Source organism: Nocardiopsis sp. Huas11 (assembly GCF_003634495.1).
Taxonomy (GTDB): Bacteria; Actinomycetota; Actinomycetes; order Streptosporangiales; family Streptosporangiaceae; genus Nocardiopsis.
Genome location: NZ_RBKY01000001.1, coordinates 4,452,188 through 4,467,602, shown reverse-complemented (window position 1 = coordinate 4,467,602; position 15,415 = coordinate 4,452,188). Strand labels below are relative to the sequence as shown.

Below are 15,415 nucleotides of genomic sequence, written 5' to 3'. Positions count from 1 at the left end.
GATCGATGCGTACTGAACGGACCCCTGACGACCTGCCCGGCCGGGCCTTCTACCAGCTGCTGACGGCCGTGGTGGTGCCGCGCCCGATCGCGTGGGTCTCCACGACCTCCGCCGCGGGCGTGGACAACCTCGCCCCGCACTCCTTCTTCACCATCGCCTGCGTCGAACCGCCGATCGTGCAGTTCACCTCGGTGGGCCGCAAGGACTCCCTGCGCAACGCCGAGGAGACCGGTGAGTTCGTGGTGAACCTGGCGCCCGAACCGCTCCAGGAGGCGATCAACGCGACCGGCACCCCCTTCCCGCCGGAGATCGGCGAGTTCGACCGGGTCGGTGTCGAGCGCGAGTCCAGCGCGGTGGTCAAGCCGCCGCGCGTGGCCGCCTCCCCGGTGGCGCTGGAGTGCGTCCTGCACTCGACCCTGTGCCTGGGCGACTCCACGGTCGTGTTCGGGCGGGTGGTGCACGTGGCGCTGGACGAGGACGTGCTGGTGGACGGGCACCCCGAGGTGACCCGGTTGCGTCCGCTGGCCCGGCTGGGCCGCAACGAGTGGTCGACGCTGGGCGAGGTCCGGGCCATCGACCGCATCCCGTACAAGCCGTAGACGACGGCTCCGCGGCCCCCGTGCGGGGACCGCGGAGCCGACCCGCGCTGATCAGCGCTCTCCCATGCCGATCAGCGCGTCACCGCGCCGGTCAGTCCTCCTGGCAGGCCACCCGGGGCGGGATGTTCACACCGTCGTGGGACGCCACGAACCCGAAGGTGGTGGACTCCCCGGCCGCCAGCGTCGAGTTGTGGGCGGCGCTGGTCGCCTCGTGGTGCGCGCCGTGGTTGACGAGCTCGGCGTTCCAGGAGCTCTGGATCTCCTGGCCGTTGGCGAACACCCAGTCCACCATCCACCCGGAGAGGGCCTCCTCACCGGCGGTCACCTCGACCTCGGCCTGGAAGCCGTTCGACCACTCGCCCACCACCGAGTACTCCGCCCGGCAGTACTCCTCCGGCGGCGCCGTGGGGTCGGGGCTGGGGGTGGGGTCGGGGCTGGGCGTCGGGTCGGGGCTCGGCGTGGGGTCCGGGCTCGGGGACGGGTCGGGGCCGCCCGGGTCCTCGCCGAACACCACGTCCGAGCAGTTGTAGAAGGCCTCGGGGCTGTCGGAGCGCTCCCAGACCACGTAGACCACGTGCCGTCCCTCGCGGTCGGGCAGGTCGATGTCCCAGTAGTACTCGGCCCCCGCGTCGCCCTGGTCGCGCAGCGGCGGGTTCGTGGTCTCGTCGACGAGCTCCAGGTCGTCCCAGGCCAGGGGCGAGTTCGGGTCCCAGCCGTCCTCGGTGACGTAGGTGAAGAAGGTCCCCGGGTGCGGCGCCCAGGCGTTGTGGCGGAACTCCACGGTGGTGTTCGGCTCCAGCGGCGTGCTCGGCCAGTCCGTGCGCGGCTCGTTGAAGGCCGCGAAGTCCTCCGTGGGACCGCACAGCTCGCCGTCGGCCACCCGCTCGCGGTGGGCGTCGCCGACATCCCCGATGAGGTTGCCGAACCAGTTCCAGAACGCGTAGTCGCCGCCCTGGGCGAGCGCGTCCGCGCAGGCGTCGTTGGTGGGCTGCAGGGCTCCGCCGCTGCTTCCGCCGGTCGCGTCCTGGAAACAGGCGTAGGTGCGGCTGGCGGGGTAGGTGTAGGCGCCGTGGGCCTCGGCCGGTTCGGGGGTGACCGCGACGGCGTAGCCGATGGCCAGGCCGCCCAGGGCCACGCTCGTGACCAGGGCGTGGCGTGTCCTCGTCCTCATGGTCGTTCACTGCTCCTTCGGTGGGGGTGGGTGGTCGCGCGGGGCTGGCGGCCCCGCGCGACCGGTGCGTCAGGTGGTGCAGGCGAGTTCGGGAGTGCCGACGGTCCCCTCGTGGGAGCCGATGAAGCCGAACGTGGCCGTCTGCCCGGCCGAGAGCGTGCCGTTGTGGCCGGCGTTGACCGCGCTCACCTGGTCGCCCTCACCGGTGACCGAGGCGTTCCAGGACTGGGTCACGCGCTCGCCGTCGGCGAAGGTCCACGAGACCGTCCACGCGGTGAGCGGTTCAGTGGCGGTGACGGTCACCTCTCCCTGGAAGCCGCCGGACCACTCGTTGACGACCGTGTACTCGGCTTCGCAGTCGCCGTCCCCGGGCGGGTCCGTCGGGTCGGGGCTGGGCGTGGGATCCGGGCTGGGCGAGGGGTCGGGGTCGGGGGACCCGCCGTAGACCGGGGCCTCCACGGCCGTCTCGGCGATGCCGTTCGGGCCGTGGAAGATCCGCTCGCCCCAGGGGCTGAGCCGGTCGACGTCGAAGTCCTCCACCATGTCCAGGTACTCGACGCCGCCGCTGTTGCCGCTCCAGGACCACCCGATGTAGCCCAGGCCCAGGCGCTCGGCGTGCGCCATGATGGCGTCCTCGTCGGGGTTGCCGTCGCTGTGGTCGATGCCGAACTCGCCGACCATCAGCGGCAGGCCGGCATCGGTGAAGGCCTCCATGTAGTCGACGATCGTGGACTCCTGCTCGTACACGCCGTACATGTGGATTGAGAACAGCGTGTTGGCGTCGGGGTCGGAGTCGAAGACCTGCTGGGCGTCGGCGCGCATGGTGTGCGACCAGTCCTGGCCCCAGTTGGGCGCGTCCACGACCAGGGTGTGGTCGAAGCCCTCATCACGCAGGCGCTGGATCGCCGCGGAGGTGTCGGGCGCCCAGTCCTGGACGGTCGCGGCGTCGTTGCCGTAGGGCTCGTTGCCGATGTTGACCAGGACGTAGTCCTCTTCGCCCTCGACGGCGTCGCGCACGCGCAGCCAGTAGTCGACGGCCTGGTCGAGCGTGGCGGCCTCGGCCTCCTCGCCGTAGCCGGTGGTGTCGTGCACCTCCAGGACGCAGATCAATCGGTGGGCCTTGCAGTCGGCCACCACCGCGGCCACGTCGTCGACGTCGTTCTCGTTCCAGCGGTCGCCGCTGCTGAGGACGACCCGTACGGAGTTGGCGCCCAGGGACTTGATGTCGCCCAGGGACTGGGTCTCCTGCGGGTACCAGGTGTGGGCGTGGCTGACGCCGCGCATGACGAAGTCGTTTCCGGCCGCGTCGACGAGCCGGCCCTCACTGATCCGAAAACCGGTGTCGGCTTGGGCCGGCAGCGCGTAGGCCAGGACACCGGCCATGAGGGCCAGGACGGCGCCCACGGCGACCAGTAGGCGCCGGGGTACGGATGCTGTCATCGGGTGCTTCCTCCATCTGTCGGAGACAACGTTGTCGAAGGTGGTCTGCGGGGGCGCCGGGGTCGGTGGCGGGAGGCCGACCCCGGCGCCGGTCGGGTGTACGGGTGCGGTCAGCAAGCGGGTGCGGTCAGGAGTACGGGTGCGGTCGGAGGTTCGTGCTCGGTCGGGAACGGGGCGGGAGGGGTGGTGGCGGGGCCGGGCACCGGGGGGTGGGATGCCCGGCCCCTGGGGCGACGCGTGGGGGCGCGCCGTCACCCCGTCCGGCAGGTCTGGCCCTCCAGCGCGAACGCCGCGGGTGACGCGGCCTCGCCGCCGTGCTCGATCTGCATCCCGAAGGTGACCGATCCGCCCGGCGCGATGGTGCCGTTCCAGGCCACGGGCGTGGCGGTGGCCTCGCTCCCGCTCTGGACGACCTGGGCGTTCCAGGCGCCGGTGATCCGCTCGCCGGCGGGCTGGGTCCACGTCAGCGACCAGTCCGGTACGGGCTCGCCCGTGTCGTTGCGCACGGTGACGTCGACGACCGCGCCCTGGCCCCAGTGGGAGGTCACGGCGTAGGTGACCAGGCAGTCCTGCTCCCCCGGCTCCCCGGGCTCGTCCGGGTCGCCGGTGCCGGGCCCGGTCGCGCCGCCCAGGGCCCCGCTGATCGCCCAATAGGCGGGTTTGGGCGCGTAGGCCTCGTCGATGGGCAGTGCGGCGCCCTGGCCCTCGAAGACGTCGGGCACCCACGAGTGGGCGTCGGTGACGCCCCACACGGACACGCCGGAGCAGCCGGGCACGGACAGGCAGGCGTCCATGACCAGGGCGTAGTCGGCGGCCTGCCGTTCGAGCTTGGCCTCCGTGACGGGCAGGTCCATCCGGATGTCCAGCTCGGTGATGACGACCTCCAGCCCCAGGTCCGTGAAGCGCTCGATGTTCTGGCGCACGTCGCCGGGGACCTGGCCGACCACCAGGTGGCCCTGGATACCGACGCCGTCCAACGGCACGCCCTGGTCCAGGAGGGACTCCGCCAGCGCGTACATGCCGTCGCTCTTGGCGTTGATCCCCTCGATGTTGTAGTCGTTCACGAACAACCGGGCGTCCGGGTCGACCGAGTCGGCGGTGGTGAGGGCCTGGGCGATGTAGTCCTCGCCCAGGGTGCGCTGGAAGACGGAGTCGCGGAAGGTGCCGTCCTCGTTGAAGGGCTCGTTGACCACGTCCCAGGTGGCGATCTCCCCGGCGTAGCGGCCCATGGTCGTCTCGATGTGGTCGGTGGTGACCTCGGTGAGCTCGGCCTCGGAGAAGTTCCCGTCCTCCACCCAGGAGGGCAGCTGGCTGTGCCAGACCAGCGTGTGTCCGTGGACCTCCTGGTCGTTGGCCTGGGCGAACTCCATGATCCGGTCGGCGTCGGCGAAGGAGTACTGCCCCCGCTGGGGCTGGACCGACTCCCACTTGAGGGAGTTCTCGTGCGTGATGAAGTTGAACTCGGTGGCGGCGGTGTCGCGGTAGACCTGTTGGTCGAGCAGGTGGGCGGAGACGGCGGTGCCCATCCGCAGGCCGAGTTCGTCGGCCGGTTCGCGCAGTCCGCTCTGCTGCGCCCGTTCGGTCTCGGCGGCGGTCTCGGTCGGCGCGGCCGGCGCGGCGTGGGCCGCCGTGGCGGTCCCGGCGGCGAGCGCGCATCCGAGCGCGACGGCCGCCAGTGCCCTGGCGCGTGTGCGTGTCCTGCCTGGCATGGGGGGATCCTCTGGGTCGTCGTGATCCGTGTGAGGTCAGGGGTGGGGTGGGGCCGGACGCCGGTGGGGGAGGCGTCCGGCCCCTGGGGGCCGGCCCGCGTGATCGCGGGTCAGCCGGTGGTGCAGGCCTCGCCGTTCAGCGCGAACGCCTCCGGTGTGGCGGCCTGTCCGGTGTGGGTCAGCTGGAAGCCGAAGGAGGTCTGGCCTCCGGCGGCGATGGTGCTGTTCCAACCGACGGGTGTGGCGGTGACCGTCGCGCCCGATCGCACGACCTCCGCGTTCCAGGCGCCGGTGATCTCCTCACCCGCGGGACCGTCCCAGGTCAGGGCCCAGTCCTCGGCCGCCTCGTCGCCGTCGTTGCGCACGGTGACGTTCACGGTGGCGCCCTGGTTCCACTCGGAGGCGATGTCGTAGACGACCTCACAGGAACCGACCGGGTCGGGGTCCGGACTCGGGTCGGGGTCCGGGCTCGGGTCCGGGCTCGGGTCGGGATCCGGGCTGGGGTCCGGGTCCGGGTCGGTCTCGCCGAAGAGCTCGCCGTGCGTGGCCAGGGCGGTGGCCACGTCGACCTGCGCCCAGAACCGGTGGTAGGTGAACTCCGGTGCCGGGCCGCCGTCCAGGTACTCCTGGACACGGGGCCAGTCGGGGTCGTCCTCGACGAAGGAGCGGATGGAGGCGAAGGTGGAGTCGGAGTCGACCACGTCGCCGCCCGGCATCTGTCCGGTCCAGCCCTCGGGCACGTAGAGTCCGCCGTTGGGCGCGTCGAAGGGGTCGTCGAAGCGCTCGTAGTCGCCCCGCACCTCCGGAATGGCCACGCCCAGGTCGTCCTGGTGCTCCATCAGGGCGTCCAGCAGGCCCTCGGCGGTCTCCAGCGACGCCTCGTCGCCGGTGGCGTCCGCGTAGTGCATGAGGGTCTTGGCCAGGCCGGCGGCGATGCCGACGTCCTGGTTGTGCGAGACGACCTCCACGCTCAGGTCCGGGTTGCCGGTGGACGTGCCGGTCCAGTCGTCGGGCGCACCGCTCCACTCCATGTCGGCCGGGATGGCGAACTCGCCGTCGGGGCCGACCGTGGTGTTCTCGATCGCCCAGGGGATCCACGAGTCGAGGATGTCGCCGGCGCGCTCGTCACCGGTGATGCGGTAGTACTCGGCCACGCGCTCGATGTCCCAGACCTGGAAGCCGAACCACTGGTTGGACGCCGGGTCGTGCCAGACGGGCTTCTCGTCGTAGAACATGCCGTAGAAGGTGGGCGTGCCCGCGGGCGGCTCGGAGTAGTCGCCCTCCCAGCTGTTGGTCGCACCGCCGGCGATGCCGCCGTCGGAGGACTGCAGCCACTGGAGGAACTCCAGCTGGCGGTCGAGGCTCACGCCCCAGTCCTCGGCGCCGGTCGCCGACTCCGGCCGCAGGGCGTCGACCTCCGAGAGCGCGTAGGCGGCCATGACGTTCTGGTAGCCCTGGTGGGCGGCCGAGCCGCCGATGCGCCAGGCCCAGGGGTACTCGGCGCTCTCCATCGCGCCGCCCCAGGAGTAGTACCAGGCCATGAGGTAGTGCGCCGACTCCTTGCCCGAACCGGGTGAGCAGGAGGCGGGATCGACGCAGTCGCCGATCTCCTTGAAGTACTTGTCGAACATGGCGTAGCGGAGGTAGTCGCCCATCATCGCCGCGTCGTCGACGCTCTCGGCGATGTCGGAGGCGTTGCCCTGCTCGGCCGCCCACTCGTGCGCGAGGTAGGCGACCTGGACGGCCCGGGCGTCGGCGTCGGGCGCGTTGGTGTAGCGCCACTGCTCGGAGTAGGCCTGGTCGTCCACGAACAGGTCGAGGAACCCGTTCTCCCCGCCGTGCTCGAAGGTCTCGCACGAGGGGTGGGGAACGGTTTCCCAGACGGACTCGTTGGAGCCGCGCTGGAAGGTGTTGATGTAGGCCGGGGCGTCATGGGTGCCGTCACCGCAGAAGCCGTAGCCGTAGACGTTGTCCACGTCCAGCAGCCAGTGCATCCCGTAGACCTCGTCGGTGCCGTAGGTGCTGCTCAGCTCGTCGGCGAGGGGGTCCTGGCCGGGCTGCACCTCGGGCGTGATCGGCATCGGGTAGTCGGAGGGGTCGAGTGACTCGGGGATGTAGGAGGCCGGGGCGGAGGGGTCGTAGGAGCCGTTGGTGGGCTGGTCGGCGGTGGACGGGATGATGAAGGCCTCCATCGACGCCCAGGCGTCGTTGAAGGGCTGCCAGTCGCCGGAGACCCGCCCGTAGGTGGCCTCCAGCCACAGGTAGTAGCTGTAGGCCTCGGAGGTCGTGGCGTGCCCGGTGTCGGGTGCCTCCACGATCAGCTTCTCGACCGAGTGGTAGGGGACGAGGAGCCCGTCGAACTCGCGGAAGTATCCGCTGGCGGGGTCCTTGATGGTGTCGTACTGCTCCAGGAAGGCCGACTCGTACTGCGTGAGCTCGGGATTCTCCCGCTGGACCCTCTCGGCGACCGGGGAGTACTCGTAGTCCGAACTGGGGGCCGGTTCGGCCTGGACGGACACGGCCGAGAGCAGGGCCGCCACGAGGGCGGTGCCCAGGGCCGCTGGGAGGGGCCATCGCCGTCGGAGGCGGGGCCGGGATACGGGTGTGGTCACTGCGCATCCTCCTCGGAGGGTGCTCGACTCCCCGATGCCGCGGGGCGGGGCGCCGGCTCCGACCGCGACGCGGCCAGGGCGGAGGGCGCCTCGGCGGGGGCAGCGGGGCCGAGACCTTGGGGGGTGTTGGGGGGTGTTGGGGGGTGTGCTGTGTGGGGTGGGGCGCGTGGGGGGTGGGGGGTGAGACCGGGTCGGCGCTGGCCCGGTCGGCGTGGGAGCGCTCCCGTCACGGGAGCGCTCCCAAGCGGTGCCGAAAAGTTAACACCGGAGGAAAGCCGCTGCAATGGGTGTAACAAGAAGAACTCGGCGCCGATCTCACACCTCGCCACGGCCCGAGGGCGGTCCGCGACGGCGCGACGGCCCCGCGATCAGCCGCGACATCCAGGTCACAGCCGGAGAGGGCGGCACACCGGACCGCCGAAACGGGTGCAAAAACACCACAAAACCCCTTCCATCATTGGGCACCTGCGTGCGTCTCGCGCTTCTGTCGCGTCGCCCGGGGGTAGAGCGCGGCACAAGGAAGGCAGGACAACGACCCAACCGAGGAGGTCGTGATCATGCGTCCGCTGGACGGTACCGAAGAGCCCGGAGGCGGTGGCGGCGGCAGAGCCGAGGCCGCGCGTTCGGCCGCGAGCGGGGTCGCGTCCTCGGCGAAGGACCAGGTGCGTTCGCTCGCCGAGGAGACCCGCGCGGAGACCGGCCACGTCGTGGACGACGTGCAGGACCGGGTCCGCAAGGAGATGGGCAACCTGACCGGAATGGCCTCGGACCACCTGCGCCAGTGGTCCCAGGACCTGGAGTCGATGGCCGAGCACGGCAGGTCGGAGTCCCCGGTGGGGGGAGTCGTCCGCCAGGTCGCCGAGAGCGGCACGGAGACCGCCGACTTCCTGGAGGACCGGGGCGTGGAAGGCCTGTTGGCCGAGACACGGGATCTGGCACGGCGCAGGCCCGTGGCCTTCCTTGTGGGCGCCGCCGTGGCCGGCTTCACGCTCGGACGCCTCCTCAAGGCGTCCTCGTCGGCCTCCCAGGACGACGGCGGCTCCGCGAGGACCGAGGCGGGCGAGCACGCACAGACGAGCGCTCCGCTGCCGCGCCAGGGCGACCAGGGCGACCAGGGCGGCCAGAGCGGCCAGATCCCGATCCGCGCCTCCCACGAGGGACCAGGGTGGACACCGACAGGGGAGGGCCGGTGACATGACGACCGTTCCTCGACCCTCATCGCCCGCGATGGACACCACCGGCGACGACAGGTCGGTGGCCGAACTGGTCACGGAGGTCACCAACGACCTCCAGAAGCTGTTCAGGCAGGAGGTCGAGCTGGCCAAGGCCGAATTCCGCGAGGAGGCGACCAAGGCCGGCAAGGCCGCGGGCATGCTCAGCGCCGCCGCGTTCGCCGGTTACATGACGCTGGTGCTGCTCAGCCTGGCGGCCGTGTTCGGCCTCTCCGTCCTCATCGGCCTGGGCTGGGCCTCGTTGGTCGTGGCGGCGGTCTGGGCGATCGCCGGCGCGATCCTGTTCGCCATGGGCCGCAGCAGGATGCGCCGCGTGTCTCCCGCACCGGAACGCACGATCGAGACGCTGAAGGAGGATGCGCGATGGGCGAAGCACCCGACCGGATAAGGCAGGACATCGAACGAACCCGCGCCGAGCTCACCGAGGACACGGACCGGCTCGTGAACCGCGTCGACCCGCGGCAGGCGATCGAGCGGCGCAAGGACCGGGTGCGCCGCCGCGCGCAGGGCCTGCGGGAGCGGGTCATGGGTTCGAAGCCGTCCTCGCAGGCGGCGATGAGCGGTATCCGGCGCAACGCCGAGCAGGTGGGCGAGGCCGCGCGGTCCGCGCCCCGGCAGGCGGTCGAGCAGACACGCGGCAATCCGCTGGCGGCCGGCCTGATCGCCTTCGGCGCCGGCCTCCTGGCCGCCTCGCTGCTGTCCGAGAGCGAGGCGGAGCGCAGGGCGGCACAGCAGGCCAGGGAGTACGCCCCCGAGATGGTCGATTCGGCGCGGCGCGCGGTCTCGGAGTCCGCCGAGCGCGTTCGGGACCAGGCTGTCGAGAGCGCGCGGGAGGCCGGTGAGCACCTCAAGGAGAGTGCCACCGACGCCGCTCACAGCACCGGCGAGCAGGCCCGCGACGAGGTCGCGTCGGCCTCACGGCAGGGGCACGGTTCCTGAGGTCCGTTCGCGCCCCCGTCCGCAGAGTCGGACGGGGGCGCGGAGCGCCGTACCTCCAGGTGCGGCAGCGCGACGGCGGAAAGAAGGGAGTGAGTCATGACCCAGCAGCCGAACGAGGGGCCCACCGGTGTGCCGGCTTCGCGGGAGCCGGCCGCGAAACCGACCGCGATGACGAAGTTCTCCTGGTGGGCGGCCCTGAAACGGACGTTCCGCGAATTCCGGGAGGACAACCTGACCGACCTGGCGGCGGGGCTCACCTACTACGGACTCCTGGCCCTGTTCCCGGCCATCCTGGTCCTGGTGTCCCTCCTCGGCCTGGCCGGTCCGACCGCCACCCAGACACTGACCGACAACATCAACACGGTCCTGCCGGCGGACGTCGCCGGAGTCGTGACGTCCGCGATCCAGAACCTCCAGGACAACCGGGCCGCGGCCGGGATCTTCGGTCTGGTGGGTCTGCTCGTCGCCCTGTGGTCGGCGTCCGGGTACATCGCCGCCTTCATGCGTGCGTCCAACATCGTCTACGACGTGCCCGAGGGGCGGCCCGTGTGGAAGACGCTGCCCGTCCGCGTCGGCGTGACCCTGCTGCTGGTGGTCCTGATGACCTTCACGGTGCTCGCCATCACCGCCACCGGTGCCGTCGCGCAACGGATCGGGGAGATCCTGGGGCTCGGCCCGACCGTGACGACGGTGTGGGACATCGCGAAGTGGCCGGTGCTCCTGGTGATCGTGGTCTTCATGATCGCCCTGCTGTACTGGGCCTCCCCCAACGCCAAGCGCGGGTTCCGCTGGATCAGCCCCGGCAGCGTGCTGGCGGTGGCGATCTGGCTGGTCGCCTCGGCGCTGTTCGCCGTCTACGTCGCCAACTTCTCCAGCTACGGCCAGACCTACGGGAGCATGGCGGCGCTGGTCATCTTCCTCGTCTGGCTGTGGATCACCAACATCGCGATCCTGCTGGGCGAGGAGTTCAACGCCGAGATCGAGCGCGGCCGGGCCGCCGAGACGGGTCACCCGGAGGGTGTGGAGCCCTACGTGGAGATGCGCGACGTGCCCAAGCCGCGCAAGCACGCCGGCCGCAGGGAGCAGTCGGTGTAGGAGCGCGCTCCGCGGGGACCGCTCCCCCGTGTGCGGCCCGCCGGACGCCGATCGAACGCACCGGCGGGCCGCGCCGGTGCGTTCGGCCTCAGACGGCCAGATCGACCTCGGGCGCGGGCAGGGTCGGCAGGCGGTGCGCCACCGCGCTCGGGTCGCCCTTCCAGTCCATGGCGGCGATCTGCCGCACGCTGCGGCGACCCGTCACGGCGCGCGCGAGTTCGAAGGCCTCGGCCCGCAGTTCCAGGTCCGCCCGCTCGCCCAGCAGCCATTCCTGTCCGGTGTCGACGGCCACGACGCGCACCCCCGGCACGTCCGGGGCCCAGCCGCGCGCCAGGCCGCCCACGGTGAAGTGCGCGAGCTGGTCGGCGTCCAGGGTCTGGGCGCCCAGACCCAGCGCGCCGCGGATGTCGTTCTCGTGGTGCCACACGTCCAGGGCGGGCAGCCGGTACCGGGCACGGGTCTCGCGCGCGAAGACCTCCAGCAGCGCGGGAGCCTGGCTGCGCCACTCCGCGCACACCGCGTCCAGGTCGTCTCCGGCGCGCTCGGCGACCTGGCGGGCCGTGGTGGTGTCGTCGGAGGGCGGCACCAGGCCGCCGACCACGTCGGCGCACACGCCCGCGAGGTGGGCGTAGGTCTGCAGGACGGTCCAGTCCGGCAGGGCGGGCACGGGGGTGGCGAGCTGCTCGGCCGTCAACTCTGCGGCCAGGTCGAGCAGGCGGTCCTGGCAACGGGTGTACACGCTGGCTGAGTCCATGGCGACACGCTACCGAACGCCGTTCGGCCGTCGGCGGGCCGGGGCTCGGTCGAACAGGCGGACCACCAGCGCGCCCTGGCCGGACTGGTGGACGTGCGCGGCCTCCTCGACCGTCTGCTCTGGCACGGGCACCTTGTCCGGTGGGCAGCGCAGAGACGCGCGGGCATGCACGGGGGCGCGCGGAAGCGCGGGGGCGCGGGGGTGCGGGGGCGCGCCGGTGGCGGCGATACGGCCTCAGCCGAGGAGCCGGGCCAGCTCCACCCGGGACCGGATCCCGAGTTTGGCGTAGATGTTGCGCAGGTGGTGGTCGACCGTGCGCGGGCTCAGGAACAGCAGGGCCGCCACCTCCCGGTTGGTGGACCCGGTCGCGACGTGGCGGGCGATCTGCAGCTGTTGCGGGCTGAGCTCCCTGGCGGGGTCCCGCTCCCGCTGGGCGGGCCGGCCGCGCGTGGCGCGCAGTTCGGCGCGCGCCTGGTCGGCCCACGGTCGCGCGCCCAGGAGCTCGAAGGTCTCCAGGGCCGCGGTCAGGTGCTCGCGGGCCCTGCCCGTGCTGCGTTCGCGCCGCAGGTGGGAACCGAACAGCAGCTGCGTGCGCGCCAGTTCGAGGTCGCAGTAGCCCGACGCGTGCAGGTCGACCGCACGGCCGTACAGCTCCGTGCTCTCCCGACCCGAGGCCAGGAGCGCCCGGCAACGCAGCGCGAGGGCGCGGGCGGCGGCCTCGCCGGTGGCCTCGGCCCAGCGCTCGAAGGTCGTGACGGCCGAGCGCACGGCCTCCGCACGGTCGGGGCCGGGTTCGGTCGCGCTCCCCCGCATGGTCGCCTCCACCAGGTGCGGCGTGCTCAGCAGGTGCACGGCCGTGTGGCCGCGGCCCGGGCCCGCCCGGCGCAGGGAGAGCAGCCGTGCGGCGGCCTCGTCCACCCGCCCCAGGGCCAGGTCGAGCAGGGCCAGGGCCCAGGAGGCCAGTCCCGCGGGCAGGCCGAGGTCGTGGGAGTCGGCCAGGGCCAGGGCCGCCCCCGCCCGCTCCCGGCAGGCGTCCTCCTCACCGCGGATCGCGGCCAGCAGCGCGAGACCGGCGCGGTGGTGGCCGGCGCAGTTGTCCTGGCCGGTGGCCTCGGCCGTGCGCAGCCCCTCGGCGGCGCCGGCCTCGGCGAGGGAGAGTCGGCCGAGCCAGAGTTCGGCGTAGGTGAGGAACTCCAGGGCTCGTGGGACGAGGGAGTCCGCGCCGGTGCGGCGCGCGTGGTCGACCGCCCGCCCGGCGAGGGCCCCGGCCCGCAGGTTGTCGCCGCACAGGAGCCCGGCGATGCCGCCCAGGAGGAGGTGCTGGGGGTCCTCGGTCCCGTCGGCCGCCGCCATCACGCGGCGCAGGGCGGCCACGCCCTCGGGGTGGCGGCCCTGGAAGAGGGCGGCCTTGCCCGCCATGTAGTCGAGGACGAGGCGGTCCTGGGGCCGGGCGCCTCCCCCGTGGAGCGAGAGCGCACGTTCGGCGGTGGCGAAGTAGCGGGTGTGGTCGCCGGACAGACAGCAGGCCTCCCCCGCCTGGTGCAGGGCGCGCAGCGCCAGGGCGCTGTCGTGGCGGGGCAGGCGGTCGGCGAAGGTCCGCAGGCGCTGGAAGGCGGCGATGGCCACGCCGGAGCGCAGTTCCATGTCGGCGCGCACGAGTTCGACGTGTTCGCGTACGGAGCCGGCGTGCGTACCCAGGGCGGGCAGTTCGTCACCGACGCGTTCCAGGAGCCGCAGGGTGCGAGGGTGGTTGCCGGAGAGCCACGCCGCGCGGGCCGACTCGGCCAGGCGCATGGCGCGGGAGGCGGCGGCAGGTGTGAGGTCGGCGGCGCGTTCGAACAGGACCGAGGCGGGGCCGTGGCCGCGCCGTCCCATCCGGTCCAGGGCCAGCAGGCGCAGGTCCGCGGCGGCGGCCTCGTCCGGGGCGGTGCGGGCCGCGGCCCGGTGCCAGGCGGCGTCGGCGGGGGCGCGGCGGGCCAGCGCGCGGTGGGCGGCGCATCGTTCCGCGGCGGGCAGGCCGTGGTAGAGCGCGGGCCCGACCACAGGGTGCGCCAGAACGGGCCATCCGTCGTCCTGGTGGACGAGCCCGGCGCGTTCGGCCCGCTCCCACCCGGGCACGGGGTCGCCGTCCTCCGGGGAGGCGGACAGCACGGACGTGGCGGGGGCGCCGGGGTCGGCCGCGAGCAGCAGGAGCCGGTGGCGCACCGGCGCGGGCAGTCGATGGGCCCGGGCGAGGTAGGTGTCGGTGAGGTCGCCGCGTGAGCGGGGCGGGCGGCCAAGGTCCGCGGCTCCGGAACGCTGGGCGGGCCCGGTCGCGGCCAGGAGTTCGAGTGCGGCTCGCGGATTGCCCCGCGCGAGCGTCGCGAGTTCGGCTCGGACGGTGTCGGCCAGGGGATCCGGCGCGGCGGCCGCGTCGAGGAGGTGCTCGGTGCTCTCCCGGTCCAGGGGCGCCAGGTCCAGGACGGGGACCCCGCCGGGCGCACCGCGGGCTCCGGTCTCGGCGGACAGGAGGGTGGCCACGCCCTCGTCGGCGAGCCGCCGGCCGGCGAAGGCGAGAACCTCGCGGGAGGGCGCGTCCATGAGGTGGACGTCGTCCGCGCAGATGAGGACGGGGTGCTCCGCGGCGATCTCCGTGATCAGTCCCAGGGCGGCCACCGCCAGCGGGAAGGGCCGGTCCGTGCGCCCGCACTCCAGGGACTGGTGCAGGGCCTCGCGTTGGGCCGCGGGCAGGCGCGGCAGGTACGGCATGGCCGGGCGCAGGAGCTGGTGCAGGCCGGCGAGGGCCAGGTGGCGTTCCTCGGGGGCGGCGTGCGCGGCCAGCACGGTGAAGTCGGGGGCGTGGGCGCGGGTGTGCGCGAGCAGCGCGGACCGGCCCGAGCCGGGTCGGCCGCGGACCAGCAGGATCCCGCTCCGGCCGGAGCGGGCGGCCCGCAGCAGGTCGCGGGTGGCGGCGATGTCCTGGTCACGCCCGTACAGGGGGGCGACGCGTGTAGGCGGGGGCACGCGGGTCACGGCAAGAAAGTTACCCGTGAGTTAAAGAGCTGTAAAGGGACCGGCGGTTCAGCCGATGCGCTCCGTGTGGCGCGCGCCACACACTCAAGGCTCCCCCACCCCCTGGAGGCACCATGAAACGCCTGCTCTCCCTCCTGTGCGGTCTCGCGCTCGCCGGCTCCCTCGGCCTGGTCCAGGCCGCGCCGGCCGCCGCGGCCGGCCCCGTCCCGATCATCTTCGTCCACGGATTCGCCGGCAAGGGCGGCCAGTGGTCGACCATGCGGGACAGCCTGGTCGCGTCGGGCTACCCCGCCGACCGGCTGCACGTGTTCTCCTACGACTGGCTGCGGTCGAACCGCACCATTGCCGACCGCCTGTCCCACTACACCGACGACGTGCGCGCCCAGCACGGCGCCGACCGGGTCCACCTGGTGACGCACTCCATGGGCGGGCTGTCCTCGCGCTGGTACATCAAGTTCCTGGGCGGCGAACACAAGGTCGACCAGTGGATCTCGATCGGCGGCCCCAACAACGGCACGGACATCGCCGACCTGTGCACGTCGCTCATCACGCCGTGCGCGGAGATGCGGCACGGGTCGGGCTTCCTGGCCGAGCTCAACAGCGGTGACCCCACGCCCGGCGCGGTGGGTTACACGACCTTCCGTTCGCCCTGCGACATCGTCATCTCGCCCTACGACAGCACCTCGCTGGACGGGGCGAACAACATCCGGACCGGGTGCGTCGAGCACATCTCCATGATGTGGAACTCCGGCGTCATCGACGGGGTGCGCACCACCGTCGGCTCACCGGCCTAGCGTCCACCGCGCACAGCGAGCGACCGGGGAGTCCGGCCGCGCAGCACGGGGCGCCCAG

The 15,415-nt window shown here is 72.8% G+C and carries 12 protein-coding genes; 6 read left to right on the top strand and 6 right to left on the bottom strand.

Features of this window, described 5'->3' with window-relative positions:
- The first annotated feature begins 5 nt into the window (after nucleotides 1-5).
- Nucleotides 6-599: a flavin reductase family protein gene (locus tag DFP74_RS20145; RefSeq protein WP_121188392.1), complete on the top strand. Its 594-nt coding sequence runs from the start codon at nucleotides 6-8 to the stop codon at nucleotides 597-599.
- A 91-nt stretch (nucleotides 600-690) separates the two neighbouring features.
- Here the strand turns inward: DFP74_RS20145 and DFP74_RS20140 are convergent, their stop codons facing one another.
- The 4 genes from DFP74_RS20140 to DFP74_RS20125 form a co-directional block, all read right to left on the bottom strand.
- Nucleotides 691-1,770 (bottom strand): lytic polysaccharide monooxygenase, encoded by a 1,080-nt coding sequence (locus DFP74_RS20140; RefSeq protein WP_121183701.1) that lies wholly within the window; start codon nucleotides 1,768-1,770, stop codon nucleotides 691-693.
- A gap of 69 nt (nucleotides 1,771-1,839) precedes the next feature.
- Nucleotides 1,840-3,210: a cellulase family glycosylhydrolase gene (locus tag DFP74_RS20135; RefSeq protein ID WP_233571059.1), complete on the bottom strand. Its 1,371-nt coding sequence runs from the start codon at nucleotides 3,208-3,210 to the stop codon at nucleotides 1,840-1,842.
- A gap of 251 nt (nucleotides 3,211-3,461) precedes the next feature.
- Nucleotides 3,462-4,919 (bottom strand): endo-1,4-beta-xylanase, encoded by a 1,458-nt coding sequence (locus DFP74_RS20130; RefSeq protein ID WP_121183699.1) that lies wholly within the window; start codon nucleotides 4,917-4,919, stop codon nucleotides 3,462-3,464.
- Between the two features lie 110 nt (nucleotides 4,920-5,029).
- Nucleotides 5,030-7,531: a glycoside hydrolase family 48 protein gene (locus DFP74_RS20125; protein WP_158613028.1), complete on the bottom strand. Its 2,502-nt coding sequence runs from the start codon at nucleotides 7,529-7,531 to the stop codon at nucleotides 5,030-5,032.
- A 557-nt stretch (nucleotides 7,532-8,088) separates the two neighbouring features.
- Between DFP74_RS20125 and DFP74_RS20120 the strand changes: the two genes are divergently transcribed.
- The 4 genes from DFP74_RS20120 to DFP74_RS20105 all read left to right on the top strand — a co-directional run bounded on the left by DFP74_RS20120 (nucleotide 8,089) and on the right by DFP74_RS20105 (nucleotide 10,797).
- Nucleotides 8,089-8,724 (top strand): hypothetical protein, encoded by a 636-nt coding sequence (locus DFP74_RS20120; RefSeq protein ID WP_147453888.1) that lies wholly within the window; start codon nucleotides 8,089-8,091, stop codon nucleotides 8,722-8,724.
- A 1-nt stretch (nucleotide 8,725) separates the two neighbouring features.
- On the top strand, nucleotides 8,726-9,151 hold the full coding sequence (locus tag DFP74_RS20115; protein WP_121183695.1) for a phage holin family protein: 426 nt from the start codon (nucleotides 8,726-8,728) through the stop codon (nucleotides 9,149-9,151).
- Nucleotides 9,127-9,702, top strand: coding sequence for a DUF3618 domain-containing protein (locus DFP74_RS20110; protein ID WP_121183693.1), 576 nt, complete (start codon nucleotides 9,127-9,129; stop codon nucleotides 9,700-9,702). The genes DFP74_RS20115 and DFP74_RS20110 overlap by 25 nt, the downstream gene beginning before the upstream one ends.
- Nucleotides 9,703-9,798: 96 nt before the next feature.
- A complete protein-coding gene (locus DFP74_RS20105) occupies nucleotides 9,799-10,797 on the top strand; it encodes a YihY/virulence factor BrkB family protein (RefSeq protein ID WP_233571058.1) in 999 nt (332 codons plus the stop codon).
- Nucleotides 10,798-10,885: 88 nt separating this feature from the next.
- Here the strand turns inward: DFP74_RS20105 and DFP74_RS20100 are convergent, their stop codons facing one another.
- Both DFP74_RS20100 and DFP74_RS20095 read right to left on the bottom strand, forming a co-directional pair.
- Nucleotides 10,886-11,551 (bottom strand): maleylpyruvate isomerase N-terminal domain-containing protein, encoded by a 666-nt coding sequence (locus DFP74_RS20100; RefSeq protein WP_121183691.1) that lies wholly within the window; start codon nucleotides 11,549-11,551, stop codon nucleotides 10,886-10,888.
- Nucleotides 11,552-11,785: 234 nt separating this feature from the next.
- The gene (locus tag DFP74_RS20095; protein WP_121183689.1) at nucleotides 11,786-14,563 is read right to left on the bottom strand and encodes a LuxR C-terminal-related transcriptional regulator; all 2,778 of its coding nucleotides are present in this window, start codon (nucleotides 14,561-14,563) and stop codon (nucleotides 11,786-11,788) included.
- A gap of 113 nt (nucleotides 14,564-14,676) precedes the next feature.
- On the opposite strand from DFP74_RS20095, the gene DFP74_RS20090 reads away from it, so the two are divergent.
- Nucleotides 14,677-15,357, top strand: a complete 681-nt coding sequence (locus tag DFP74_RS20090) for a triacylglycerol lipase (protein WP_121183687.1) — start codon at nucleotides 14,677-14,679, stop codon at nucleotides 15,355-15,357.
- Nucleotides 15,358-15,415: the final 58 nt, after the last annotated feature.

Bases quoted from the DNA above. Each gene is read 5' to 3' on its own strand.
- DFP74_RS20130 (WP_121183699.1), bottom strand. From the start codon at position 4,919: ATGCCAGGCAGGACACGCACACGCGCCAGGGCACTGGCGGCCGTCGCG.
- DFP74_RS20120 (WP_147453888.1), top strand. From the start codon at position 8,089: ATGCGTCCGCTGGACGGTACCGAAGAGCCCGGAGGCGGTGGCGGCGGC.
- DFP74_RS20115 (WP_121183695.1), top strand. From the start codon at position 8,726: ATGACGACCGTTCCTCGACCCTCATCGCCCGCGATGGACACCACCGGC.
- DFP74_RS20145 (WP_121188392.1), top strand. From the start codon at position 6: ATGCGTACTGAACGGACCCCTGACGACCTGCCCGGCCGGGCCTTCTAC.
- DFP74_RS20110 (WP_121183693.1), top strand. From the start codon at position 9,127: ATGGGCGAAGCACCCGACCGGATAAGGCAGGACATCGAACGAACCCGC.
- DFP74_RS20105 (WP_233571058.1), top strand. From the start codon at position 9,799: ATGACCCAGCAGCCGAACGAGGGGCCCACCGGTGTGCCGGCTTCGCGG.
- DFP74_RS20100 (WP_121183691.1), bottom strand. From the start codon at position 11,551: ATGGACTCAGCCAGCGTGTACACCCGTTGCCAGGACCGCCTGCTCGAC.
- DFP74_RS20140 (WP_121183701.1), bottom strand. From the start codon at position 1,770: ATGAGGACGAGGACACGCCACGCCCTGGTCACGAGCGTGGCCCTGGGC.
- DFP74_RS20090 (WP_121183687.1), top strand. From the start codon at position 14,677: ATGAAACGCCTGCTCTCCCTCCTGTGCGGTCTCGCGCTCGCCGGCTCC.
- DFP74_RS20135 (WP_233571059.1), bottom strand. From the start codon at position 3,210: ATGACAGCATCCGTACCCCGGCGCCTACTGGTCGCCGTGGGCGCCGTC.